Annotated in this window: 23 protein-coding genes; 10 read left to right on the top strand and 13 right to left on the bottom strand. The window is 41.1% G+C overall.

Annotated elements, in window-relative coordinates; all coding sequences use genetic code 11:
- Positions 1–189: 189 nt before the first annotated feature.
- Complete coding sequence (locus tag MHI35_RS06960) at positions 190–1,662, top strand: aminotransferase class I/II-fold pyridoxal phosphate-dependent enzyme (protein ID WP_144523196.1); 1,473 nt, start codon at positions 190–192, stop codon at positions 1,660–1,662.
- A 43-nt stretch (positions 1,663–1,705) separates the two neighbouring features.
- On the opposite strand, the gene MHI35_RS06955 is transcribed toward MHI35_RS06960, so the two are convergent.
- On the bottom strand, positions 1,706–1,825 hold the full coding sequence (locus MHI35_RS06955; protein ID WP_003212464.1) for a GapA-binding peptide SR1P: 120 nt from the start codon (positions 1,823–1,825) through the stop codon (positions 1,706–1,708).
- Between the two features lie 316 nt (positions 1,826–2,141).
- Here MHI35_RS06955 and MHI35_RS06950 point away from each other — a divergent pair, with 316 nt between their 5' ends.
- On the top strand, positions 2,142–2,522 hold the full coding sequence (locus MHI35_RS06950) for a hypothetical protein (protein WP_249407426.1): 381 nt from the start codon (positions 2,142–2,144) through the stop codon (positions 2,520–2,522).
- Between the two features lie 317 nt (positions 2,523–2,839).
- Here MHI35_RS06950 and lpdA read toward each other — a convergent pair whose 3' ends face one another.
- From lpdA to MHI35_RS06925, 5 genes are all read right to left on the bottom strand, one after another.
- Positions 2,840–4,252 carry a dihydrolipoyl dehydrogenase gene (gene lpdA, locus MHI35_RS06945; protein ID WP_003211097.1) on the bottom strand — a complete coding sequence of 471 codons (1,413 nt, stop codon included), beginning with the start codon at positions 4,250–4,252 and terminating at the stop codon, positions 2,840–2,842.
- A gap of 4 nt (positions 4,253–4,256) precedes the next feature.
- Positions 4,257–5,600, bottom strand: coding sequence for a dihydrolipoamide acetyltransferase family protein (locus MHI35_RS06940; protein ID WP_335349104.1), 1,344 nt, complete (start codon positions 5,598–5,600; stop codon positions 4,257–4,259).
- Positions 5,601–5,707: 107 nt separating this feature from the next.
- Positions 5,708–6,685 carry a pyruvate dehydrogenase complex E1 component subunit beta gene (pdhB, locus tag MHI35_RS06935; protein WP_003211433.1) on the bottom strand — a complete coding sequence of 326 codons (978 nt, stop codon included), beginning with the start codon at positions 6,683–6,685 and terminating at the stop codon, positions 5,708–5,710.
- A 3-nt stretch (positions 6,686–6,688) separates the two neighbouring features.
- Positions 6,689–7,804, bottom strand: a complete 1,116-nt coding sequence (gene pdhA / locus MHI35_RS06930; protein WP_003211678.1) for a pyruvate dehydrogenase (acetyl-transferring) E1 component subunit alpha — start codon at positions 7,802–7,804, stop codon at positions 6,689–6,691.
- A gap of 410 nt (positions 7,805–8,214) precedes the next feature.
- Positions 8,215–8,883: a YkyA family protein gene (locus tag MHI35_RS06925; protein WP_144523200.1), complete on the bottom strand. Its 669-nt coding sequence runs from the start codon at positions 8,881–8,883 to the stop codon at positions 8,215–8,217.
- Between the two features lie 234 nt (positions 8,884–9,117).
- Here MHI35_RS06925 and MHI35_RS06920 point away from each other — a divergent pair, with 234 nt between their 5' ends.
- Entirely contained in the window at positions 9,118–9,306 is a 189-nt protein-coding gene (locus tag MHI35_RS06920) for a YjcZ family sporulation protein (RefSeq protein ID WP_041816227.1), read from the top strand.
- 112 nt (positions 9,307–9,418) lie between these two features.
- Entirely contained in the window at positions 9,419–9,976 is a 558-nt protein-coding gene (gene def, locus MHI35_RS06915) for a peptide deformylase (RefSeq protein ID WP_144523201.1), read from the top strand.
- Between the two features lie 237 nt (positions 9,977–10,213).
- Here the strand turns inward: def and MHI35_RS06910 are convergent, their stop codons facing one another.
- Positions 10,214–10,993 carry a Cof-type HAD-IIB family hydrolase gene (locus tag MHI35_RS06910; protein ID WP_335349103.1) on the bottom strand — a complete coding sequence of 260 codons (780 nt, stop codon included), beginning with the start codon at positions 10,991–10,993 and terminating at the stop codon, positions 10,214–10,216.
- A gap of 395 nt (positions 10,994–11,388) precedes the next feature.
- Here MHI35_RS06910 and MHI35_RS06905 point away from each other — a divergent pair, with 395 nt between their 5' ends.
- Positions 11,389–11,598 (top strand): DNA-dependent RNA polymerase subunit epsilon, encoded by a 210-nt coding sequence (locus MHI35_RS06905; RefSeq protein ID WP_003211882.1) that lies wholly within the window; start codon positions 11,389–11,391, stop codon positions 11,596–11,598.
- Between the two features lie 5 nt (positions 11,599–11,603).
- Positions 11,604–13,271, top strand: coding sequence for a ribonuclease J1 (rnjA, locus tag MHI35_RS06900; RefSeq protein ID WP_335349102.1), 1,668 nt, complete (start codon positions 11,604–11,606; stop codon positions 13,269–13,271).
- 102 nt (positions 13,272–13,373) lie between these two features.
- Here rnjA and ade read toward each other — a convergent pair whose 3' ends face one another.
- The 5 genes from ade to MHI35_RS06875 form a co-directional block, all read right to left on the bottom strand.
- A complete protein-coding gene (ade, locus tag MHI35_RS06895; protein WP_211063896.1) occupies positions 13,374–15,104 on the bottom strand; it encodes an adenine deaminase in 1,731 nt (576 codons plus the stop codon).
- A 262-nt stretch (positions 15,105–15,366) separates the two neighbouring features.
- Positions 15,367–16,035, bottom strand: a complete 669-nt coding sequence (locus tag MHI35_RS06890) for a potassium channel family protein (RefSeq protein WP_144523204.1) — start codon at positions 16,033–16,035, stop codon at positions 15,367–15,369.
- A 37-nt stretch (positions 16,036–16,072) separates the two neighbouring features.
- Positions 16,073–16,909, bottom strand: coding sequence for a gamma-glutamylcyclotransferase (locus MHI35_RS06885; RefSeq protein WP_335349101.1), 837 nt, complete (start codon positions 16,907–16,909; stop codon positions 16,073–16,075).
- 4 nt (positions 16,910–16,913) lie between these two features.
- Positions 16,914–18,224 carry an ATP-binding protein gene (locus MHI35_RS06880; RefSeq protein WP_335349100.1) on the bottom strand — a complete coding sequence of 437 codons (1,311 nt, stop codon included), beginning with the start codon at positions 18,222–18,224 and terminating at the stop codon, positions 16,914–16,916.
- A 144-nt stretch (positions 18,225–18,368) separates the two neighbouring features.
- A complete protein-coding gene (locus tag MHI35_RS06875) occupies positions 18,369–18,647 on the bottom strand; it encodes an AbrB/MazE/SpoVT family DNA-binding domain-containing protein (protein WP_012009813.1) in 279 nt (92 codons plus the stop codon).
- Between the two features lie 275 nt (positions 18,648–18,922).
- On the opposite strand from MHI35_RS06875, the gene mreBH reads away from it, so the two are divergent.
- The 4 genes from mreBH to MHI35_RS06855 all read left to right on the top strand — a co-directional run bounded on the left by mreBH (position 18,923) and on the right by MHI35_RS06855 (position 23,120).
- Positions 18,923–19,930, top strand: coding sequence for a rod-share determining protein MreBH (mreBH, locus tag MHI35_RS06870; protein WP_144523207.1), 1,008 nt, complete (start codon positions 18,923–18,925; stop codon positions 19,928–19,930).
- 74 nt (positions 19,931–20,004) lie between these two features.
- Positions 20,005–20,136 (top strand): protein YkpC, encoded by a 132-nt coding sequence (locus MHI35_RS06865; RefSeq protein ID WP_335349099.1) that lies wholly within the window; start codon positions 20,005–20,007, stop codon positions 20,134–20,136.
- A 106-nt stretch (positions 20,137–20,242) separates the two neighbouring features.
- Positions 20,243–21,475 carry an aminopeptidase gene (locus tag MHI35_RS06860; RefSeq protein WP_335349098.1) on the top strand — a complete coding sequence of 411 codons (1,233 nt, stop codon included), beginning with the start codon at positions 20,243–20,245 and terminating at the stop codon, positions 21,473–21,475.
- Positions 21,476–21,764: 289 nt separating this feature from the next.
- On the top strand, positions 21,765–23,120 hold the full coding sequence (locus tag MHI35_RS06855; RefSeq protein ID WP_340991384.1) for an IS1182 family transposase: 1,356 nt from the start codon (positions 21,765–21,767) through the stop codon (positions 23,118–23,120).
- A gap of 106 nt (positions 23,121–23,226) precedes the next feature.
- Here MHI35_RS06855 and MHI35_RS06850 read toward each other — a convergent pair whose 3' ends face one another.
- Positions 23,227–24,846 carry an ABC-F family ATP-binding cassette domain-containing protein gene (locus tag MHI35_RS06850; protein ID WP_050945126.1) on the bottom strand — a complete coding sequence of 540 codons (1,620 nt, stop codon included), beginning with the start codon at positions 24,844–24,846 and terminating at the stop codon, positions 23,227–23,229.
- Between the last annotated feature and the right edge of the window lie 37 nt (positions 24,847–24,883).

The raw sequence follows: 24,883 nt of genomic DNA, 5'->3' as shown, positions 1-24,883 counted from the left end.
TACTTGTCCCTCACTTTAACACTCATTTCTTATTTGAACTTTTATTATAGCATCTGTTCGATCAGAAACCGATTGATTTTATGCTTTACATTCCGATCAGTTCATAATATAATTCTTTTGTTTTATGCAATGAAATCTGTCGTTATTGGCACAATAATAGCAGGTATTTCGATGAAGGTGGGAAAGCAATTGTCACAACATGATACACCCTTATACACTGGACTAAAAAAACACGCAGCAACCAATCCAGTCCAATTTCACATTCCTGGCCATAAAAAAGGAGCCGGAATGGACCCTGAATTTAGATCATTCATTGGCGACAATGCATTAAGCATTGATCTCATTAATATAGAACCTCTTGATGATTTACACTCACCTCGAGGAATGATAAAAGAAGCACAAGATTTAGCTGCTGAAGCCTTCGGTGCTGACCATACGTTTTTCTGTATTCAAGGTACAAGCGGCGCCATCATGACAATGGTGATGACCGTATGCGGACCTGGGGATAAAATCATCGTTCCGCGTAACGTCCATAAATCGATTATGTCCGCGATTGTATTTTCTGGCGCAGTTCCTGTTTTTATTCACCCAGAAATAGACAAAGAGCTTGGCATCTCTCACGGTATTACACCAGAATCAGCGAAAAAGGCACTCACAGAGCATCCAGATGCAAAAGGTCTACTTGTGATTAATCCGACGTATTTCGGCGTTTCAGCAGACTTAAAATCGATTGTAGACATTGCCCATTCATTTGATGTGCCTGTCCTTGTCGATGAGGCGCACGGCGTGCATATTCATTTTCACGATAAGCTCCCACTATCAGCCATGCAAGCAGGTGCCGACATGGCTGCAACAAGTGTCCATAAGCTTGGCGGCTCCCTTACTCAGAGCTCTATTTTAAATATGAAGGAAGGGCTTATCTCAAAAGATCGCGTGCAGTCGATTTTGAGTATGTTGACGACAACGTCTACATCTTATTTGCTCTTGGCGTCACTTGATGTCGCTCGAAAACGATTAGCCACTGAAGGAAAGGCACTAGCAGATGAAGCCATCCGTTTAGCGGATTCAGCGAGAAACCGTTTGAATCAAATTGATGGCATTACGTGTATTGGCAAGGAAATTCTCGGTTCAGCTTCTACGTACGATTATGACCCAACGAAATTAATTATTTCAATTAAAGACCTTGGGCTCAATGGCCATGATGTCGAAAAATGGTTGAGAGAAAGCTACCGGATTGAAGTGGAGCTCTCTGACCTTTACAACATTTTATGTATTGTGACCCCTGGTGATTCTGATGAAACAATCGATGCGCTGATCACAGCTATGAAAGACATTGCCGCAACCTCTACAAGTGAGAGCGGCACACAAGCGGTAACTGAAGTCCTGCTTCCTGAGATTCCATCGCTTGCCATGACGCCGCGTGATGCCTTTTACGCCACAACTGAAGTGGTCCCATTTAAAAAAGCAGCGGGCCGCATCACCGCAGAGTTTGTCATGGTATACCCGCCAGGCATACCTATTTTTATACCAGGAGAGATTATCACAGAAGAAAATATCTCTTATGTCTTTAAAAACATTGAAATTGGTCTTCCTGTCCAAGGACCTGAAGATTCAACGCTCGAAATGATCCGCGTCATTAAAGAGCAAAAACCAATTTTATAAAAAAGAAACATGCAGCCCCAAATGGAGCTGCATGCTTTTTTATTTATTCAGAGGCTTCATCACAGCAATGACAGTGACCACACGTTCCGTAGAGAGTTGTCACTTTTTCATTTTCAAATTGATCAATGGTCTCATTGCAATCTTGACAAATAATTGTACCCACGTACATTCCCCTTTTCTTCATTCAATATTTGAAAGCGTTTAATCTATTTCATACTTCTATAATATGATGTCACATTTAAGTTGTCAACGGTTAATTGTATGACACATTTAATTATTTTTTATGAATATGTGCTGTTTTTTCATCATATTGAGGGAACGTTTCAATTGTATTTTGCTTCATATCAATTCTGTAACAATTGGGTAACAATCGAAAATTGTCAAAAAGGACATGATACACTAGAGTGACTAACAGGTAACCAGCTCCTAAAAATGTTGGGACAACCCCAAAGGATTTTGAGGTGAATAGATTGAATTTTATGAGGACACTTCTCATTATATTCCCCATGCTCTTTGTACTTAGTTCATGCTCATTTGCGTATATCATACCGAATCAGACAGACCAAGTCAGTCATATTCAAAAACCAAGAATTCTCTTTTTTACAGATGCAGAAAATCTTGATAAAGAAAGTCCTTATTATGATGCAGTCCTCGATTTAAAGAATGAATACCCGAAGGAAATGTCAAAAATGATTGTGAAAGAAGATCTTAAAGGCTGGAAAAATGAAGTAGACGAATTGCCGGCTATTTTACTTGTAAATAATGAAAAAGTCATAGTGAAGGTTGAAGGAAATGTCAATAGTAAAGAGGATATTTTATCGCCCTTATGCCACGCTTTAGACCGCGTGAATACAAATTAATGACCTCTCCTTGCACTTATTTATCCATATGAAAAAGCCCCTCATGAAATGAGGGGCTTCATATTGTTGACAAAGTGCTAAAATGATCTTGATTTTAGCACTTTGTCTCCTTTTCAGCGTGATAGAAAACCTTTGAAGTCTAGGAAGGACGAGTACTGGCGCGGAGCGAATTTGACATTCGTGAGCACCAGCACGCAGGACTGACAACGAATGCGAGGGTTTGTCTACACGCTGATGCCCCTCATGAAATGAGGGGCTTTTCTCATGCAGTGCTCAAAAAACCCCTCTCCAATAAGGAGAGGGGTTTAATAAGATCATTATTTTACGATATGGATTGGGCTTCCAATTGCTACTTCAGCCGTTTCCATTGTAATTTCACCTAAAGTTGGGTGAGCGTGAATTGTCATTGCGATATCTTCAGCAGTCACTCCAGCTTCGATTGCAAGGCTAAGCTCTGAAATCATATCAGAAGCGCCAACACCTGCGATTTGTGCACCGATCACAAGACCATCCTCTTTACGAGTGATCATCTTCATGAAGCCATCAGTTGCATCAAGAGAAAGTGCACGTCCGTTTGCTGCGAATGGGAATTTCGCTGCAACGATGTCGATTCCTTCTTCTTTTGCTTCTGCTTCAGTGTATCCAACAGTTGCAAGTTCTGGCTCAGAGAATACAACAGCAGGAATACCAAGGTAATCAATTTCAGCTGGCTCTCCAGCGATTGCTTCAGCTGCAATTTTACCTTCGTAAGAAGCTTTGTGTGCAAGTGGTGGTCCATCAACGATGTCACCAATTGCATAGATGTTAGATACGCTTGTACGGCATTGTTTGTCTGTTTTGACAACTCCACGATCAGTCAATTCAACACCAACTTGCTCAAGACCAAGCTCATCTGTGTTTGGACGACGACCAACAGTCACAAGTACGTAATCAGCATCAACTGTTTTTTCTTCACCTTTTACTTCGAAAGTAACAGTGACACCATCAGATTTTTCTTCAACGCCTTTTGCAAGAGCGTTTGTATGGATTTCAACGTTTCCTTTTTTCTTCAGGTTACGTTTAACCAATGAGCTCATTTGCTTTTCGAAACCTGGAAGGATTTCGTCTCCACCTTCAAGGATGACAACTTCTGTTCCAAAGTTTGCATAAGCAGTACCAAGCTCAGTACCGATATATCCACCACCGATCACAACTAACTTCTTAGGTACTTCTTTAAGCGCTAAAGCACCGGTTGAGTTGATCACGCGGTCTGTGTATTTAAAAGTAGGCAATTCAATTGGACGAGATCCAGTTGCAAGAATTGCATTTTTGAAAGTGTACGTCTGTGCTGAATTTTCATCCATTACACGTACAGAGTTGCTGTCTACGAAATAAGCTTCACCTTTAACGATGTCTACTTTATTTCCTTTAAGAAGACCTTGAACTCCACCTGTTAATTTGTTTACAACAGAAGCTTTCCACTCTTGAACTTTTGTGAAATCAACTGTTACGTTTTCAGCTTTGATACCCATGTCTTCAGAATGCTTAGCATTTTCAAAACGATGGCCAGCATTGATTAATGCTTTTGAAGGAATACAACCAACGTTTAGACACACACCGCCAAGTGTTCCTTTTTCAACGATTGTTACTTTTTGTCCAAGCTGTGCAGCACGAATAGCAGCTACATATCCACCTGGACCTGCACCGATGACAAGAGTATCTGTTTCGATTGGGAAATCTCCTACTACCATGACATTACGCCTCCATTAAAATTAATTGTGGATCATTCAATAAACGCTTGATGTGGTTAAGGGCATTTTGCGCAGTAGCTCCGTCAATCATACGGTGGTCAAAGCTTAGGGAAAGAGCTAAGACTGGAGCTGCAACGATTTCGCCATCACGAACAACCGCTTTTTCAGCGATACGGCCAATACCAAGGATCGCTACTTCTGGGTGGTTGATGACTGGAGTAAACCATTGTCCACCAGCAGAACCGATGTTTGTGATTGTGCAAGATGCACCTTTCATTTCAGCTGGAGCCAATTTACCATCACGTGCTTTTGTTGCAAGCTCGTTGATTTCGTTAGACACTTCAAAAATTGCTTTGCGATCTGCATTTTTCACAACTGGAACGAGCAAGCCTTTTTCAGTATCAGCTGCAATTCCGATGTTGTAGTAATGCTTTTGAACAACTTCATCTGTTTTATCATCGATAGAAGTGTTAAGTACTGGGTACTTTTTCAAAGCAGAAGTAAGAGCTTTTACAACGTAAGGCAAGTAAGTTAACTTGATTCCTTGATCAGCTGCAACTTGTTTGAATTGTTTACGATGAGCAACAAGGTTCGTTACATCCACTTCATCCATTAATGTTACGTGAGGAGCTGTATGCTTAGAGTTCACCATTGCTTTCGCGATTGCTTTGCGGATTCCGCTCATTTTCTCGCGAGTTTCTGGGAATTCTCCTTCAAGAACTGGAGCTGCTGCTGCCGCTTTAGGAGCTGATTCTTCTTTCGCACTTTCAGCTGCTTGAGGCGCTGCTTCTGGAGCTACAGAACCACCATTAACGAAGCTGTCGATATCTTCTTTTAACACACGTCCGTTTTTACCAGAACCTGCAACTTTGTAAATTTCAATGCCTTTTTCACGCGCATATTTACGTACAGATGGCATAGCGATAACGCGTTTGTTTGGATCAGCATCTACTTGCTCTTGTGCGCCTGCACCAGTTGCTGCTGCCGCTTCTTCTTGTGCCACTTCTTTCTTCTCTGGCTCGTTACCAGCTTCAGCAGTACCTTGTACTTGAGCTTCAGTTTTTGCTTCGCCTTCTTCTTCGCTACCTTTAAATTGAAGATTTTCGTAACCAGGTGCATCAAACGTAATGATTGTTTGTCCTACAGTTGCAACTGTTCCCTCTTCAACTTTTAATTCTAATACTTTTCCTTTAACAGGTGAAGGAATTTCTACAACTGCTTTATCGTTTTGTACCTCTGCTAAAACATCATCTTCATTAATTTCGTCGTTTGGTTTTACAAACCACTTAACGATCTCACCTTCGTGGATACCTTCTCCGATGTCCGGAAGTTTAAATTCAAATGCCACTGTTTTTCGCCTCCTAGATTTTGTTGAATCCTTGTTGTGTATGTTTACACGGTCATGTAATTGATAAAGGGGAAGAGAAATAAATTCTTTTCCCCTCAGTCATTTAATTAAAATTCAAGAACTTTCTTAGCTGTTTCAAGCACGTCTTTATGGTTTGGAAGCCATACAGTCTCAGCTTGAGAGAAAGCAAATACAGTATCAGGTGCAGCTACACGAAGTACTGGTGCTTCTAGGCTAAGGATTGCTCTGTCATTGATTTCAGCTACTACGTTTGCAGCAATACCAGCTTGTTTTTGTGCTTCTTGAACAACGATCGCACGACCTGTTTTTTCAACAGAAGCGATGATTGTTTCAATATCAAGCGGGCTTACTGTACGAAGGTCGATTACTTCAGCAGAAACGCCTTCTTTTTCAAGTTCTTCAGCAGCTTTAAGTGATTCGTGAACCATTGCACCGTAAGTGATGATTGAAAGGTCAGAACCTTCACGTTTCACATCAGCTTTACCGATTTCAATTGTGTACTCTTCTTCAGGAACTTCCTGACGGAAAGAGCGATACAGTTTCATATGCTCAAGGAATACAACCGGATCATTGTCGCGGATTGCAGAAATTAATAGTCCTTTTGCATCGTAAGGTGTTGAAGGAATGACCACCTTGATACCAGGCTGTTGAGCGATAAGACCTTCTAAGCTGTCAGCGTGAAGCTCAGGTGTGTGAACTCCCCCACCGAATGGAGAACGGATTGTCACTGGAGAATGCCAGCGTCCGCCAGAACGGTAACGCATACGAGCCATTTGTCCAGAAACAGAATCTAATACTTCGTAAACGAATCCGAAGAATTGAATTTCCATTACTGGGCGGAATTCTTGTAGTCCAAGGCCAATTGCAAGACCGCCAATACCAGATTCAGCAAGTGGTGTATCGAATACACGATCCTCACCAAACTCTTTTTGCAATCCTTCAGTCGCACGGAATACGCCGCCGTTTTTACCAACGTCTTCTCCGAAAACGAGAACGTTTTCGTCATTTTTCAGTTCTGTGCGTAACGCATCAGTGATCGCTTGAATCATTGTCATTTGCGCCATGGCTTACTTCGACTCCTTCTGTTTGTAAATTTCAAGCTGTTCAACTAAGTTGAATGGTTTCACATCGTACATGTTTTCAATCAAGTCAGTGACTTTTTGCTTAGGCTGTTCGTCAGCTTCTTTGATCGCTTGTTTGATTTGTTCTTTTGCATCTTCGATGACTTTATTCTCTTCTTCTTCAGACCATAGGCCTTTGTTTTCCAAGAATTTGCGGTAGCGTACTAATGGATCTTTTTGCTCCCACTCGTTTTCATCTTCTTTTGTACGATATCTTGTTGGATCGTCACCAGCCATTGTATGTGGGCCGTAACGGAATGTAAGAGTTTCGATTAATGTTGGGCCTTCGCCATTTACAGCACGCTCACGAGCTTCAGCAGTTGCTGCATATACAGCTAATGCATCCATACCGTCAACTTGTACGCCTACGATACCAGCTGCAGCTGCTTTTTGTGCAATTGTTTGCGCAGCAGATTGCTTCTCAACAGGAGTAGAGATCGCATATCTGTTGTTTTGGACAACAAAAATCGCTGGCGCTTTGTAAGCCCCTGCAAAGTTAATACCTTCGTAGAAATCACCTTGTGAAGCTCCGCCATCACCAGTGTAAGTGATTGCAACAGCATTTTTACCGCGCTTTTTCAAACCAAGAGCTACACCAGCAGCTTGAATGATTTGTGCACCGATAATGATTTGTGGTGAAAGTGCATTCAAGTCTTCAGGCATTTGGTTACCAACAAAGTGTCCACGAGAGAACAAGAACGCTTTTGTTAATGGAAGGCCATGCCAGATTAATTGTGGTACATCACGATATCCTGGAAGAATGAAATCTTCTTTCTCAAGTGCAAAGTGAGTTGCAAGCTGAGAAGCCTCTTGTCCAGCTGTTGGCGCATAGAAGCCAAGACGTCCTTGACGGTTCAATGAAATTGAACGTTGATCTAATACTCGTGTAAACACCATACGGCGCATTAATTCTTTTAATTGGTCATCTGAGAGATCCGGCATTGCCGCTTCGTTTACGACTTCGCCTTTTTCGTTTAAAATTTGAAACGTTTCAAACTGCTTTTTGATGGCATCAAATTGCTTTTTGCTATCAACAATTGCTTTTTTTGTTTTTGCAGCCATTCTAAAGTCACCTCTTCCTTTCTTTTAACAGTCAATTTGTCGTGAATCCATTTATACATACAGATATAGGATAACCCAAAATACGCATATGACTCCTGTATATAATAGCCACTGGGATCGTTGTCGAAACATTGAATGATCACTCGTTTTTGAGTTCTTCTAACTGTATTAACGATAGTTCACAAATAACTAATACAACTTCTGTTAACAAGGACTAGTTTACAACAAGAAAAATAGTCCGTCAATTGATTTAACGGCTTTATTTAAATAAATGTATTCGCTTTACTTTTTATGGTGAGCTGTATCAATCTGTTTAACAAACAACTCCAACTGTACTAGTATAGAGCTTGCTACTGTACTACAATAGAAAATGTTTGTTTTTGTCGAAAAATAAAAAAAGAGCTGTTTTTTCAGCTCTTTTTCGACTCTTGATCTGCCGCTTTTGACAAAGCCTGTTTATGCTCATTCAATTGCTTTGTATATTGATTGAACTTTTTACCTTCTTTTCTGACTTTGCTATAAGAACGGTTCACCGTCTTCAGCTTAGATTTCAGCTCTTTATATCCTAAGTCCTTCTTCTTTAAAGATTGATACAAATGCTGATCTTGTTTCAGCGCCTTTTGATATTCCTTGTAAAGCTGGTCATACGATGCATATCTTTTCTCAAGCGATTTGACCGTTTCATCTGCTTTTTCTTTTAAATCCGTATCTTGTATACGTTCCGCAGATTCTTTGACCGTTTTCAATTCTTTTTTCGATTCATCCATGCTGTCTTTTTCTGTTTTCAAATGTTCTTCTCGTTTCGCTACAGATGCTAACGCCTGATCAGAAAGGCTTGACACTGTTTTTGTGTGATCCTTTGTGGTTTGGATCATTTTTTTATAGAGCTGCTGCTCTTTTTTCTCATAGCTTTGCAGTGTGCCTTGCTCTTTTTCAAAAGATGCCTCTTTTTCGTTCATTTTCGTCATCGCCTCTTGCATGTCATGAAACGAACTTTGACCTCCGCATCCCGTCAGCAAAAGGGTACATATCCCCGCTAAAGCAGCACCTGCTTTCATGCTTCTTCTTATTTGTTTCATCACAAGGTTCCCCCTTTATATCTCCACATACCACTATAATTTTTATAGGCGTTTGTGACAAGGAAAGAGGTCATTTTGAGGAGCCGAAGAAGATTTTTTTCAAGTGATAGGCGCATGACTATACAAATAGTGCATTCATACATAGTTTATATTACACGCTTCGCCTTCACTTATGAGAGGCCGAGTGTATTTCCAAAGGAGGTCAAAAGTATGTCTAATTATAGTCATGGAAGTATGTATGGTGGATACGGCGGTTACGGGTATGGATACGGTGGTGGATATGGCGGTGGCTGTTGTTACCCAAGTTATGGCGGTGGGTACGGATACGGCGGAGGACGCACATTCGCTTTAATCGTTGTCCTTTTCATCCTATTAATCATCGTTGGCGCAGCATTCTTAGGCGGCGGTGGCGGCTGCTGCTAATGGCTGTTTAAGCCTCTGACCGGTCTCATAGGACCGGTCTTCTTTATTTCATTGCATATGTTGTGTATCATTTTATATACTTTACATACAAAGGAAATAGGAGTGAAGATTTGTGATTACCATGGAAGATATCGTACGGGACGGACATCCCGTCTTAAGACAAACAGCTGAAGCGGTCGAGCTCCCGCCAACAGAAGAGGAAAAACAGCAATTAGCTGATATGATTGAATTCGTCAAAAATAGTCAAGATGCTGAAATAGCTGAAAAGTATGGACTCAGACCCGGCGTTGGACTCGCTGCTCCGCAAATTAACATTAGTAAACGAATGATCGCTGTTCACTGTGAGGATGAAGATGGAGAGGAATACAGCTATGCCCTTTTCAACCCACGCATTGTCAGTCATTCTGTCAAAAGAGCTTATTTAACGACAGGTGAAGGCTGCTTATCTGTTGATGAAGCCATTCCTGGATTTGTCCCTCGCTACCAAAAAATCAGGGTGAAGGCCACAACGCTTGAAGGTGAGGACATTGATATTCGCCTAAAAGGCTTCCCAGCCATTGTGTTTCAGCATGAAATTGACCATTTAAACGGCATTATGTTTTATGATCATATTCAAAAGGATCAGCCATTCGCTGAACCTGACAATTCTGTTGCGATCGGCAGATCATAAAATAAAAAGAAGGCCCAATAACCTATGGGTCTTCAGATTGTTGACAAAGGGCTAAAATGATTTTTATTTTAGCCCTTTGTCTTCTTTTCAGCGTGACATGAAAACCTTTGAAGTCTAGGAAGGACGAGCACCGGAGCGGAGCGAATTTGACATTCGTGAGCACCGAAGCGCAGACCTGACAACGAATGCGAGGGTTTGTCTACACGCTGAGACCCAATAACCTATGGGTCTTCTTTTTTATTCTTCAATCAAGCCTAAATGAGTCACTGCATGGAATATGCCGTCTTCATCTACTGGCTTTGTCACAAAATCAGCCAAATCTTTTAGTTCATTCACAGCATTTCCCATGGCGACACCTGTACCAGCAAACGAAATCATCTCTCGATCGTTCAGACCGTCTCCAAAGGCAACGGTATCCTTTTGTTCGTAAGGTAGTCTTTCGATAACTCGTTTCATGCCTTCAGCTTTCGAACCGCCCTTTGGCACGACATCTGTTGACAGCTCGTGCCACCTGACAAGATCAATTTCTTCGCTGAACGCCTCGTACTTGACTTCCTCTTCTGCCTTACAGAATAACAGTATTTGAAAAATCTCGTTTTCTTTAAAGTAAGACAAATCATGTTCAGGATGCTTTATTTTTAAAGTCCCAATCCCCTCATGGATAAACGGATGATTTGGCACAGAAGCCTTCAGCGCTTTTTCTCCCATGAAAACAAGCGGATGATCTTGACGATCTGCCGTTTCATAAATTTTCTCCATCAGCTCCAGTTTAAGCGGATTGCCGTAAATGACTTCTCCCTCATACATGACATACTGACCGTTATAAGCAATAAAGGAGTCAAGCCCCAATTCCTCTAAAATAGGCTTAATTAAAAAAGGCGCACGCCCAGATGCAATGAAGAGATGATGGCCTTTTTCTTTTAATAAATGAACCGCTCGCTTCGTTGATTCAGGTATCTTTTTATCATGATCATATAAAGTACCATCGATATCAAAGAAGATGACTTTTTTATTCATATCCCGTCTCCTGTCTCTTGTTATGTATACCTACTCCCTTTCATCATACAGAAAGATTTCTGCTTTCGAAACCACTTCCGATGAAAACGCCCATTTCCCACATATAACCATGTAACATTCAATGGAAACGTCATATAATACAAGTATAAAGAGAGAACGGAATAGAAGGTCTAATCTAACTTCAATTCGAAAGGAGGCGACCTGCGATGCTTCGTCGTCTGCGTAAGAAAATTAGAAGACAATGGAAGGACATGCTTCGTAAAAAATCGATCGCTTAAAAGGATCTTCCGCACATTTGCTGAGGGTCCTTTTTTCTCAGAGACTTTTCTTATGCGCGTTTTTTTAATATAATAGAAATAGCGAGTGTAACATACGGTATTTAAGGAGAGATTTGGATGATATATAAGGTATTTTTTCAGGCAAGTACTACTGAGGTACCTGTAAGAGAACACACAGATTCACTATACGTTGAAGCAGTTTCTGAAAGAGACGTACGCGATAAGTTGAAAAAACATAGCTACAACATTGAATTCATTCAGCCTGTAGACGGTGCTTTTTTAGACTATGAACGAGAAAGTGAAAATTTTAAAGTATTGGAGCTATGAGAGGAATGAAATTTGTAAAAAACGATCAGGCGGCAGTTTTTGCGCTCGGCGGTTTAGGCGAGATCGGTAAAAACACGTATGGCGTTCAATTTCAAGATGAAATCATTTTAATTGATGCTGGTATTAAGTTCCCTGAAGATGAGCTTCTTGGAATTGACTACGTCATCCCTGACTATACGTACTTAGTTAAAAACGAAGATAAAATCAAAGGTCTTTTCATCACTCACGGACATGAAGACCACATCGGCGGTATCCCTTACCTTCTCAAGCAAGTGAATATTCCAGTTTACGGCGGCAAACTCGCAATCGGCCTACTTCGTAATAAATTGGAAGAGCACGGTCTCTTGAGACAAACAAAACTTCACATTTATGAAGAAGAAGATACCATTAAATTTAGAAAAACAGCTGTGTCTTTCTTTAGAACTACACACAGTATTCCAGATTCTTATGGAATTGTCGTGAAGACACCTCCTGGTAACATCGTACATACAGGTGATTTCAAGTTTGACTTTACGCCTGTTGGCGAACCTGCCAACTTAACAAAAATGGCTGAAATCGGGAAAGAAGGCGTTCTATGTCTTTTATCCGATAGTACAAACAGTGAAATTCCAGAATTTACGATGTCTGAAAGACGCGTGGGCGAAAGCATTGATGACATCTTTAGAAAAGTTGATGGACGTATTATCTTTGCTACGTTTGCTTCGAACATTCACAGACTTCAGCAAGTGATCGAGTCCGCTGTTGCCAACGGCCGAAAAGTTGCGGTGTTTGGACGCAGTATGGAATCCGCCATTGATATTGGACAAGATCTTGGCTACATTAAATGTCCGAAAAACACGTTTATTGAACATAATGAAATTAATCGCCTACCAGCAAACAAAGTGACAATTCTTTGTACTGGAAGCCAAGGTGAGCCGATGGCTGCTCTTTCTCGTATTGCAAACGGTACTCACCGCCAGATTTCGATTAACCCTGGAGACACTGTTGTCTTCTCATCTTCACCGATTCCGGGTAACAATATTAGCGTAAGCCGCACCATTAACCAGCTGTACCGTGCTGGCGCTGAGGTCATTCATGGCTCACTAAATAATATTCATACATCTGGTCACGGCGGACAAGAAGAACAAAAGCTGATGCTCCGTTTAATTAAACCAAAATTCTTTATGCCGATTCACGGTGAATACCGCATGCAAAAAACGCATATTAAACTGGCGAATGATTGCGGGATTCCTGAGGAAAACTGCTTTATCATGGATAATGGTGAAGTTCTTGCACTTAAAGGCGACGAAGCAAGTGTCGCTGGCAAAATTCCTTCAGGTAACGTGTATATCGACGGAAGCGGAATTGGCGATATCGGGAATATCGTCTTAAGAGACCGCCGCATTCTTTCAGAAGAAGGTCTTGTCATTGTAGTCGTCAGCATGGACATGAAAGAATTCAAAATCTCTGCTGGTCCTGATCTCATCTCAAGAGGCTTTGTCTACATGAGAGAATCTGGAGACCTCATCAACGACGCACAAGATCTGATTTCAAATCATCTTGAAAAAGTAATGGAACGCAAGACAACTCAGTGGTCGGAAATTAAGAACGAAATTACGGACACACTTGCTCCTTTCCTTTACGAAAAAACAAGACGCCGTCCAATGATCTTACCGATTATTATGGAAGTGTAATCACAAAAAGAGACACGAGCCAACTTGGCTGTGTCTCTTTTTTCATCAAGTATTGAAAAAAGCCGCATATATACATCGTACACATGCGGTCTTTCTCACTTTTTATGATTGTATTGGGAGGTGCTGAAAGTTTCTGACATCAAATAAGCCTTTTGTCGTCATTTTCACATCAGGAATGACTGGAAGTGCCAAGAAGGAAAGCGTCAAAAACGGATTAAAGTCTAAGGAAAAACCAGTTTCTTTTAACGCTTCATGAAGTGACTGTAGGCTTTCATTGACGAGATGTGCCGGCTGATCTGACAACAAACCAGAGATTGGTAATGGTAGCGTATGAAGTGACTGCCCTTCTTTAACAACAGTCAGACCACCGCCTGCTTCTTTTAACGCCTCAATCGCTTTGATGATATCAGCATCATTTGTGCCAACAGCTATTAAATTATGCGAATCATGTGCAACTGTTGTTGCAATCGCACCCTGTTTGATGCCGAAGCCGCTGACAATCCCTACGCCCATTTCAGATAAACCTTGATGACGTTCAACAAGCACCATTTTTAATACATCTCTGTCTGTATCACTTGTAAAGTGTCCGTTCATTTCTGAAGGAGAGACTTGTTCTAACTTTGTTTCAAGCTGATTCGGAATAATACGGATGACATTCATATGTTGATCGCCCGTGATACGTAGTGCAATATCTTCCTCTTGAACATCTACTGCATGAACAGATTGTAATAATGCTGGGCTCGGTGCGATCTTTTCGACATTCGGCTTATACTCACCGTTCTGTGCAACCAATTCCCCTGCGATAAATACACTTGTAATGTCTACATGATGAAAGTCTGAGACAAGCATAAAATCAGCATCATAGCCTGGTGCTATGGCTCCTTTTGCTTTAAGACCAAAACACTCTGCGGCATTTAAGCTTCCCATTTGATAGGCTAAAAATGGATCTAAGCCTTCTTTTATGGTCATTCGTACTTGCTCATCAATACTTCCTTGTGCCATTAAATCATCCAAATGTTTATCATCTGTACAAAAGAAAAAGCGTCTCGCATTCTTTTCATTTACAGCGGGTAAAACGTTTTTCACGTTTTTGGCAACAGATCCTTCTCTCAGCATCACATACATGCCTCTTTTTACACGTTCAAGGGCTTCCTGCGCTGTTGTCACCTCATGGTCTGTTTGGACACTCGCTGTCCGGTAGACGTTGATTAATCGATCTGTTAAGCCTGCTAGATGGCCATCAATCAGTTTATTCTCGTTTTGCGCATCAAGCAGCTTTTGAAGCATATCTTCTTCTGCCTGCTCCACACCGACATAATCCATCACCTCAGCAAGACCAAGCACTTCCTTTTCTTGATAAAGAGGCTTTAAATCTTTCGCTTTTAATGTAGCACCTGATCGTTCAAAACTGACTGCCGGTACACAGGATGGGAGCATGAAATAAATATGTAAGGCAGCTTTTCTCGCTTCTTCCAGCATAAAACGGATGCCTGTTATTCCTGAGACATTGGCAATTTCATGCGGGTCTGTTACAACAGTTGTCACACCGTGAGGGACGACAGCTTTGGAAAATTCAGCAGGGGTAACCATTGAAGACTCGATATGAACATGGCCATCAATAAAACCAGGCACAAGCATTTGACCTGCTGCATCTAGCTCCTGTTCTCCCTCGTACTCTCCTATCCCGACGATTTGTCCATTTTCAACAGCGACATCTGCGTCTATCCATTCCTGATTAAACACATCCATGACTTTCGCATGTTTAATCACGAGGGCTGCTTTTTTTCTCTTTGCTGCTACCTCAATTTGATGTCTGAAAAGCTCCTTATCCAACGACACTGCCTCCTCCAAGTAAACAATATAATGTTTCTTATCGTAAACGAATCTGTTTGTCCAGTCAATGACATTTAGAGAAAATCAACCATATCAAAACACTGATTTTCATTTCTGAATAGTGATAATTGCATGAAAAATAAGATGATTTATTTTTGCGGTTTTACTTGAACAAAGCAACCTTTTTCAATATCTATTTCTGCCTCAATGTCCACCTGTCATGAACACATTCATGTAAAAAAACACCCCGTCTTCGGAGTGTTTAATAATCGTTCTGCATTTCTCGTTTTTCAAAGCGTCCTATATCGGCTACCGCCCCAATGACAATGAGGATATCTTCTTTTTGAATCATTTCATCAGCCAGGGGGGAAACAATGACTTCTTTTCCGCGCTTAATGGCCACAATGTTAATGCCGTATCTCGCCCGTATATCAAGATCTAATAGAGAATGTCCCGCAAGCCTGCTGTTTGCCACAATCTCAATCAGGCTGTACTCATCTGACAGTTCGAGGTAATCGAGCACGTTATTTGAAATGATTTTATGTGCTATCCGTCTGCCCATATCTCGCTCTGGATGAACGACGCGATCCGCTCCAATTTTGTTGAGCACCTTTTCATGGTAGTCATTTTGCGCTTTTACGGTGACCATTTTGACGCCAAGCTCTTTCAGCATAATCGTTGTTAAAATACTTGCCTGAATGTTTTCGCCAATTGCAACGATGACATGATCAAAATTGCGAATACCAAGATTTTTTAAAACGTTTTCGTCCGTCGAATCACCAATAACCGCATGCGAGGCAATTTTCGCGTACTCGTTTACTCGATCTTCATTCATATCCATCGCCATGACTTCAAGTCCTTCTTCGCTCAGCGCCTTGCAAATACTTCCACCAAAGCGTCCAAGACCAATGACTGCATATTCCTTTTTCATGTTCAGACTCCTTTTATCTCACTTACCATGCATTTTACTACGGTTTGATTAATGAATCCATATGCGAACGAATTTTTTTGCGGAACGCTTCACTTAAGTACAGGTCTGCTCCTTTTTCGATTTCACTGCGATAATGCGCTGGCGGAGCGATTTCTTCGCTTTTTTGAAGCACAAGAAAGGTTAAACAGTCCTCATACATTTGATCTCCTATTTTGACATCGACAAATGCTGGACGATATGTCCCTTCATATACTCCTTCTCGTTTATACAAATAACGAATGGCATCAAAAGGAACTTCATATAAAACACCCTCTGTTTCGCCGCCGTCTTCTACCATATCAGCTCTTGATCCATCTGGCCTCACCAATGTAAATCTTGTCGTAAAACCATTTAGTACACCACCGCCGATGATTTGTTTGAAGTGATGATCGACTTCTGCGAGCTTAAACCTAGCATCATCCATACAGGAGCCATAGGCAAAATAAAAGAAGGATAATGGCTTCTGCTGCCAAATTTGATAAGCTTTCCAGCACCCTCTCTTTATTTCTTTGAGCGCTGATGCCTTCTGCTCTGGCAAAGTGTATGTCACGGCTGCTACCAGACCTTGATCCGTCATGACATTGATTTCCTGCTTGTCATACCCTTCCTCTAGTACGTCTATCTTATTCAACGCGTCAGCGGTGACCTCGTTTAATTCTCCATATACAGTGCCTTTTTCTGAGGGAACACACGCTGGATATCCTTGACCTGTATCGTAGATTCTTCCACTCATCCAAGCGGATTTCGCTAATAGTCTGCTTTCCTTCATGTACGTTTCGTGGTGCTTTTCATGCTGCAATAGCGTCCCATATACAAATAATGCTTTCACCGTCATGACTTCACGTCCTCTCAACTTGCTGCTGTCTGCTTTTTTGACACACAGGCAAATAAATATGAAAAGCTGTGCCTTTTCCTAGCTCACTTGACACGTCCATTCTTCCGTGATGATCTTTTAAAATTGTCGCACATATAGTCAGACCGAGCCCTGTCCCTTCTTTTTTCGTGGAAAAGAAAGGATCATATATTCTTTGAATATCTTCTTGAGACATCCCTTTTCCTTCATCTTGAATGGTAATCTTCCATTCATTCAATACTTTTTCTGTAGATATGTATATGCTGCCACCTTCAGGCATTGCCTCGATCGCATTTTTGATTAAATTAATGAACAGCTGCTTCATTTGGTTAGCGTCTGCTAGGATGGCACCGGCATCCTGCCTTTTAAATGGCTGCTTGAGGTCAATATTTGAAAGAACGGCATTTGTTTTTAATAAAGTAATCACTTGTTCTAGAAGCTCATGAAGCTGGACTTCTTGAAAATGGACCGATTGAGGCTTAGCCAATACAAGTAGCTCACTCAAAACAAAATCAATCCGTTTAATTTCAGAAAAGATAATGTCAAAATAATCGGTTCTTTCAGGATATTGTGTCTTCATCAGCTGCAAAAAGCCATTTACGGATGTCAGTGGATTTCTGACTTCATGGGCGATTCCAGCGGCTATTTGTCCAGCGACGGCCAGCTTTTGCGCCTGCATTTGCAATTGCTGATTGGATCTTTCAAGCTCAAGCTTCGCCTGCCTTTGTTTCGTTATATCTGCTACCGTCCCAATTCCCCCGGTAAACTGGTGATGCTCGTCAAAATAGAGCTTGTAATGAACGTCTCCCCATACCTTCTTTCCCTCTTTATGGAGAAGCTGCAGCTCTACTCGTCCCGCATCCTTATGCTCCTTGATCACAGATAATAAATGCTGGACCACGCGTTCCTCTTGATCAAAGTACTGATTGTACATGGTACCTAGACATTCATCGATGTCATAGCCCGTCATTTGTGTCCATGCTTGATTTAAGAAAATAATTTCACCTTTTTCATTTGTTTCAAAGACGATTTCTTGCAAGTTATCTGTGATTCGATTCAGCCGCTCTGTCAGTTCGTGTGCTTCTTTTTCTCTCGTATTTAAGTCTGACACAAGTAGATTTAAGCGGTCTACATAGCCTGAGACAACCCAGATCCCTGTTAGAACAAGGACTGTAAAGGCTAAATCGAGCGGCCAATTAATTTGATAGCCACCTAGATAATAAAAGAAATCCCAGCTTAAAATTAAAATAAATGCAAGAACAGATAACACGATCCGCACTTGATATGTTTTGTTCAAATGATTCCACCTGCCGCCCTGAGATTCTTTGTCAATTGTACCATTTTCCACTTATTTTTTGAGGGAGATGGGGCATTTTTAAGGAACTTTTTCAGAAAAAAAAAGCCTGTTCTCAGCACAAAGGAAGAGATCAGGCTTTTTTCATTACTGCTGAAGAGCTTCTTGCAGCTCTTTTAATAGTAGTTCTGCGCCTTCAGCGCTTAATGTAATTTGACCATTTCCATAATCATGGTTCTCTGATGTAATCTCACCAGTCATGAGGCAAACACCTTCTGGCTGGTATTTTTTCAAGACGATTTTATCCCCATCTATAAAAAATTCCATACTGTCTTTAATAGCAATATCAAGTGCTCTTCTCAGTTCGATTGGCATTACAATACGCCCTAGTTCGTCTACTTTTCTTACGACTCCGATAGATTTCAAATTCGTTCCCTCTTTCTTTCATTAGCTCAAGATCAATCTGTTTTTCACCAATTGATATATCGTAGACGTAAGAGATTCTCAAAAGGTTTCTCTTCTATAAAAATTTTTTTCATAAAAGAAAAAACAAAGGGAAAATTTATTGTGATTGTCAAAATGATACTTGAATTTTACAAGTTCATTTCAAGGTCATCACAAACCCCCACAAATGACCTCACCCCTCTGAACTTTTAAATGTAAAATTGTTTAAATAGCAAAAATAGAGATTGGGTGAAAACATGTTTCAAAATGCCGAAATTGGAATTGATTTAGGAACAGCTAACATATTGGTTTATAGTAAAAATAAGGGAATTATTTTAAATGAACCGTCCGTCGTGGCAGTCGATACAGAAACAAAAACTGTACTTGCCGTCGGAACAGAAGCTAAAGAAATGATCGGGAAAACTCCTGGGAAAATTGTGGCGATCCGTCCAATGAAAGACGGTGTCATCGCTGATTATGATATGACAACAGATTTACTCAAACAAATCATGAAAAAAGCAGGAAAAAATATCGGGTTTACTTTCAGAAAACCAACGGTCGTCGTCTGTACACCTTCTGGTTCAACAGCTGTTGAGCGCCGTGCCATCAGTGATGCTGTGAAAAACTGCGGAGCAAAGCACGTGCATTTAATCGAAGAACCTGTTGCAGCGGCAATCGGCGCTGATCTGCCAGTAGATGAGCCTGTTGCAAACGTCGTAGTCGATATTGGCGGAGGAACAACGGAGGTTGCCATCATTTCGTTTGGCGGCGTGGTCTCTTGTCATTCCATTCGAATTGGCGGAGATCAGCTGGATGAAGATATCATTACGTTTGTGCGAAAGAAATATAACCTATTAATCGGCGAGCGGACAGCTGAACAGGTTAAAATGGAAATTGGTTATGGTCTTATTGAGCATGAGCCAGAGTCATTAGAAGTACGTGGACGTGATCTAGTGACAGGTCTTCCAAAAACGATCACACTTGTATCTCATGAAATTCAAGGTGCTATGCGAGAGTCACTTCTTCATATTTTAGAGGCGATTCGCGCCACATTAGAGGACAGCCCCCCGGAGCTTAGTGGTGACATCGTAGACCGCGGCGTGATCTTAACTGGCGGTGGCGCTTTGTTAAACGGAATTCAAGAATGGCTCTCACAGGAAATTGTCGTGCCAGTTCATATTGCAGCAAATCCACTTGAATCTGTTGCAATCGGAACAGGTCGTTCACTAGAAGTCATTCATAAATTGCAAAAAACATTAAAATAATCTCCTTGTTCTACTTCTTTTTTTATCATTTCGATCATATCGTGAGGAATGGATAAACTTGAAGGAGGAAGAACATGTTGCTTGATTTAGGTAAACGGGTCATTGTCACAGTCATTTTAACGGGTATTATCTTAGGAGGAATGAGCCTGTCGTTTTCACATATGCCCCCTTCTAATGCACAGCCTGTGAAACAACTGAACCGCTAAAAAAGCCGCATGAAAGCGGCTTTTTTATTTTGGCTTTTCGCATGCTCCCCATTTTCCTTTTCGGTCTTAAATCTGATATGATGAACATGACTAAAGGAGGGTTTTTATGAGTTCATTTGAAAAACAACTAGATCAATATGCGAAAACCATCGTTGAAGTTGGTGTGAATGTTCAAAAAGAACAAGAAGTTGTCGTATCCGCATCAACTGAATCTGCAGACCTTGTTCGTCTTGTCGCGAAACATGCGTATGAGCGCGGGGCGAAAAACGTACATATCCGCTGGAGTGACGGTGTTCTTGCTCGTTTAAAATATGAACATGCACCGCAGGATGTGTTTGAGCAATTCCCTGAATGGGAAGCACAGATGATGGAAACCATTGCAAAACGCGGCGGCGCTTTTATCACGATCTTGTCAGAAAGCCCTGACCTTCTGCGAGGCATTGATTCGAAAAAAATCGCTGCACAGCAAAAAGCCGCTGGATCCGCCCTTCATACATATCGCCAATACGTTCAATCAGACAAAGTGGCTTGGACGGTCGTCGGCGCTGCATCAAAAGATTGGGCGAAAAAGATTTTCCCTGACAAGACAGATGAAGAAGCTGTCGCTTTATTATGGGATCAAATCTTTAAAGTCGCTCGCACTGATCAAGCAGACCCTGTGGAGGCTTGGAAAAAGCACGATGAGTCGCTAAATGAAAAGGTTAAAATCCTAAATGAGCGCCACTACCACAAGCTTCATTATGATGCTCTTGGAACTGATTTAACGATTGAGCTCCCTGAACAGCACATTTGGGTAGGTGCCGGCAGCGTGAGTGAGCGCGGCGTCTCTTTCATGGCCAACATGCCAACAGAAGAAGTGTTTACCGTACCTAAAAAAGATGGTGTAAATGGGACTGTCTCAAGCACAAAACCGCTCAGCTATGCAGGAAATATCATTGATGAGTTTACTTTAACATTTGAAAATGGCCGAATTGTCGATGTGAAAGCGAAGGAAGGCGAAGACATTTTAACTTCGCTCGTTGAAACAGATGAAGGCTCTCATTATCTAGGTGAAGTTGCTCTCGTACCAGATGATTCACCAATCTCTAACTCGAATATTCTCTATTACAATACCCTTTATGATGAAAATGCATCGAATCACCTTGCCATCGGCAGCGGATATGCGTTCAATATCGAAGGCGGAAAAGAGATGAATCGTGAAGAATTGGATGCAGCTGGTGTAAACAACAGTATTACACACGTCGATTTCATGATTGGTTCAAAGGAAATGAATATTGACGGTATTACAAAAGACGGGAAACGCGAACCGATCTTCCGTAATGGAAACTGGGCGATTTAACCGAAAAAAAGACATCCATTTGTGGATGTCTCAGATTGTTGACAAAGGGCTTGATTTTAGCCCTTTGTCTTCTTTACAGCGTGATAGAAAACCTTTGCAGTCTAGGAAAGACGAGTACTGGCGCGGAGCGAATCTGACATTCGTGAGCACCAGCACGCAGGACTGACACCGAATGCGAGGGTTTGTCTACACGCTGAGACATCCACTTGTGGATGTCTCAGCTTGTAGACAAAGTCTACAAGCTTTTTTGTATAATAAGGGTAATAACAATAATCTGTGGGGGATAAACATGTTATCGAAACGTGAAGAAGAAAGAAGAAATCAATTAGAAGTAGTGGCTTTAGATGAATTAGTGCCTGAAGATCATCTTGTGCGGAAAATTGAACAAGCAATCGATTTCGACTTCATTTATGATCTTGTCAAAGATCATTATAGTTCTGATAATGGTAGACCAAGTGTTGATCCTGTTGTTCTCATTAAGATGGTCTTAATCCAATATCTATTTGGTATTCGCTCTATGCGTCAAACCATTAAAGAAATTGAAACCAACGTGGCTTATCGTTGGTTTATTGGATATGGGTTTTCGGAGAAAATTCCGCACTTTTCTACCTTCGGTAAAAACTACGTGAGACGCTTCCACGATACAGATTTATTTGAAGAAATTTTTTACCGAATCTTAAGAGAAGCGATGAAAAAAGGGTTCGTTGACCCGTCTATTGCCTTTATTGATTCCACTCATGTCAAAGCGAATGCCAATAAGAAAAAACTTGAAAAGAAAATCGTTCGGGTAGAGACGAGAAGTTATCAAAATCAGCTTCATGAGGAGATCAATGTTGATCGTGAGGAACATGGAAAAAAGCCGTTACCCCTACAGAATAAAGAGAAGAAAAAAGAAATGAAAGTCAGTACAACTGACCCAGAGAGTGGCTATTATGTAAAGGATGAACGTGAAAAGTCATTTGCTTATTCATTTCATACAGCTTGTGATTCAAAAGGATTTATTTTAGGCTCGCTGGTCACAGGCGGAAATGTTCATGATAGTCGTATGTTGGATTCACTCGTATCAAAGGTGACAGAGAAAGTCGGAAAACCAAATGTAGTCGCAGTAGATGCGGGATATAAAACACCTTACATCGCTAAGTTCTTAATGGATCAAGAGATAAGACCTGTCATGCCATACACTCGTCCAAGAACAAAAGCTGGTTATTTGAAAAAGAATGAATACGTATACGATGCATATTTTGATTGTTACATTTGCCCCAACGGGCAAATTCTCTCTTATCGTACAACGACTAGAGAAGGTTATAAGCAATATGCGTCCGATTCAGAAGTATGTAAGTCCTGCTCGTTTTTAGATAACTGTACCCAAAGTCAAAACCACACCAAACAAATTCATCGGCATATTTGGCAGGGTTACCTAGATGAAGCAGAAAATCTGAGACTTACTGAAATAAATAAGAGCATCTACGCAAAACGGAAAGAAACGATTGAACGCGTTTTTGCGGATGCAAAAGAAAAGCATGGTATGCGTTGGACGAAACTTCGTGGACTGAAAAAAGTTTCAATGCAAGCGATGCTTACTTTCGCTGCCATGAACCTTAAAAAGCTAGCAAACTGGACATGGAAAGTACCATGTCCAGCGTAAAACACATGATGTTTTTTCAAAAAAAGTGAAAACCCCATTTTTACTTGAAGTAAAGGTGGGGTTTGTCTACGGTCTGAGACATCCACTTGTGGATGTCTTTTCTTATTTACGCATAAAGCTCAACGAGCCTCTTTTGAATCTCTTGATCTGATAAAAACTCATCATATGTTGTTTGTTTATCGACGATGCCGTTTGGCGTCACTTCGATAATACGGTTTGCCACTGTTTCAACAAACTGATGGTCATGAGATGAGAAGAGCATCGCGCCTTTAAAGCTCATTAAACCGTTATTGAGCGCCGTAATGGATTCTAGGTCTAAGTGGTTCGTTGGCTCATCTAGAAGCAGCACATTCGCTCCTGACAGCATCATTTTCGATAACATACAGCGAACCTTTTCTCCTCCTGATAAGACACTTGCTTTTTTCTTTACTTCTTCTCCAGAGAAAAGCATACGTCCTAAGAATCCGCGTAAGAAGCTCTCGCTTTGATCATTAGGAGAATACTGGCGAAGCCAATCCACTAGATCAACATCGTTTCCTTCAAAGTATTCACTATTGTCTTTCGGGAAAAAGGCTTGAGATGTTGTGACGCCCCATTTATATGTCCCGCTGTCTGGTTCCATCTCACCAGCAAGAATTTTAAATAAAGTAGACACTGCCAGCTCATTACGGCTTAGGAACGCAATTTTATCCTCGCGATTCATGATAAAACTGACGTTATCAAGTACTTTTACACCGTCAATTGTTTTCGATAGACCTTCTACTTGAAGGACATCATTTCCAATTTCGCGCTCTGGCGCAAAATGAACATACGGATATTTACGTGAAGATGGCTTAATATCGTCTAAAGAGATTTTATCAAGCAATTTCTTTCTTGAGGTCGCTTGCTTCGATTTAGAAGCGTTCGCACTGAACCGAGCAACGAACTCTTGAAGCTGCTTAATTTGCTCTTCTTTTTTCTTATTTGCATCTTGGCTAAGTTTCAGCGCTAGCTGGCTGGACTCATACCAGAAATCATAGTTACCGACATACACTTGGATTTTTCCGAAGTCTAAGTCTGCAATATGTGTACATACTTTGTTTAAGAAGTGACGGTCATGCGAAACGACGATCACGGTATTTTCAAAATTAATGAGGAACTCTTCCAGCCACTGGATGGCTTGTAAGTCCAAGTGGTTCGTTGGCTCATCCAGAAGAAGGACGTCAGGCTTACCAAATAAAGCTTGGGCTAGTAGTACTTTTACCTTTTCAGAACCGCCAAGCTCAGACATTTTCTTCGATTGAAGACTCTCTGGGATGCCAAGACCTTTTAATAGGATCGCTGCTTCACTTTCTGCTTCCCAGCCGTTTAACTCAGCGAACTCACCTTCAAGCTCTGCTGCACGAATCCCGTCTTCATCTGAGAAATCAGGTTTCATATAAATCGCATCTTTCTCCTGCATCACATCATATAGACGTTTGTGACCCATCATGACGACTTTTAATACTTCAAATTCTTCGTATTCAAAGTGGTTCTGTTTTAGAATCGCTAAACGCTCACCAGGGCTCATGTGAACATCGCCCGTCTGAGCCTCAATTTCACCTGAAAGAATCTTTAGAAACGTTGATTTACCAGCTCCATTGGCACCAATTAAACCGTAGCAGTTGCCAGGAGTGAATTTAATATTTACTTCTTCAAATAGTTTACGATCAGCAAATCGCAAACTAACATTATTTACTGCAATCATTTATTAATCCTCCATCACTCATTCATCACTATGAAGT

Source organism: Bacillus sp. FSL K6-3459, from assembly GCF_038003305.1.
Classification (GTDB): domain Bacteria; phylum Bacillota; class Bacilli; order Bacillales; family Bacillaceae; genus Bacillus; species Bacillus pumilus_O.
The sequence above is the reverse complement of the archived record's forward strand: the minus strand, read 5'-3'. Positions and strand labels throughout refer to the sequence as shown.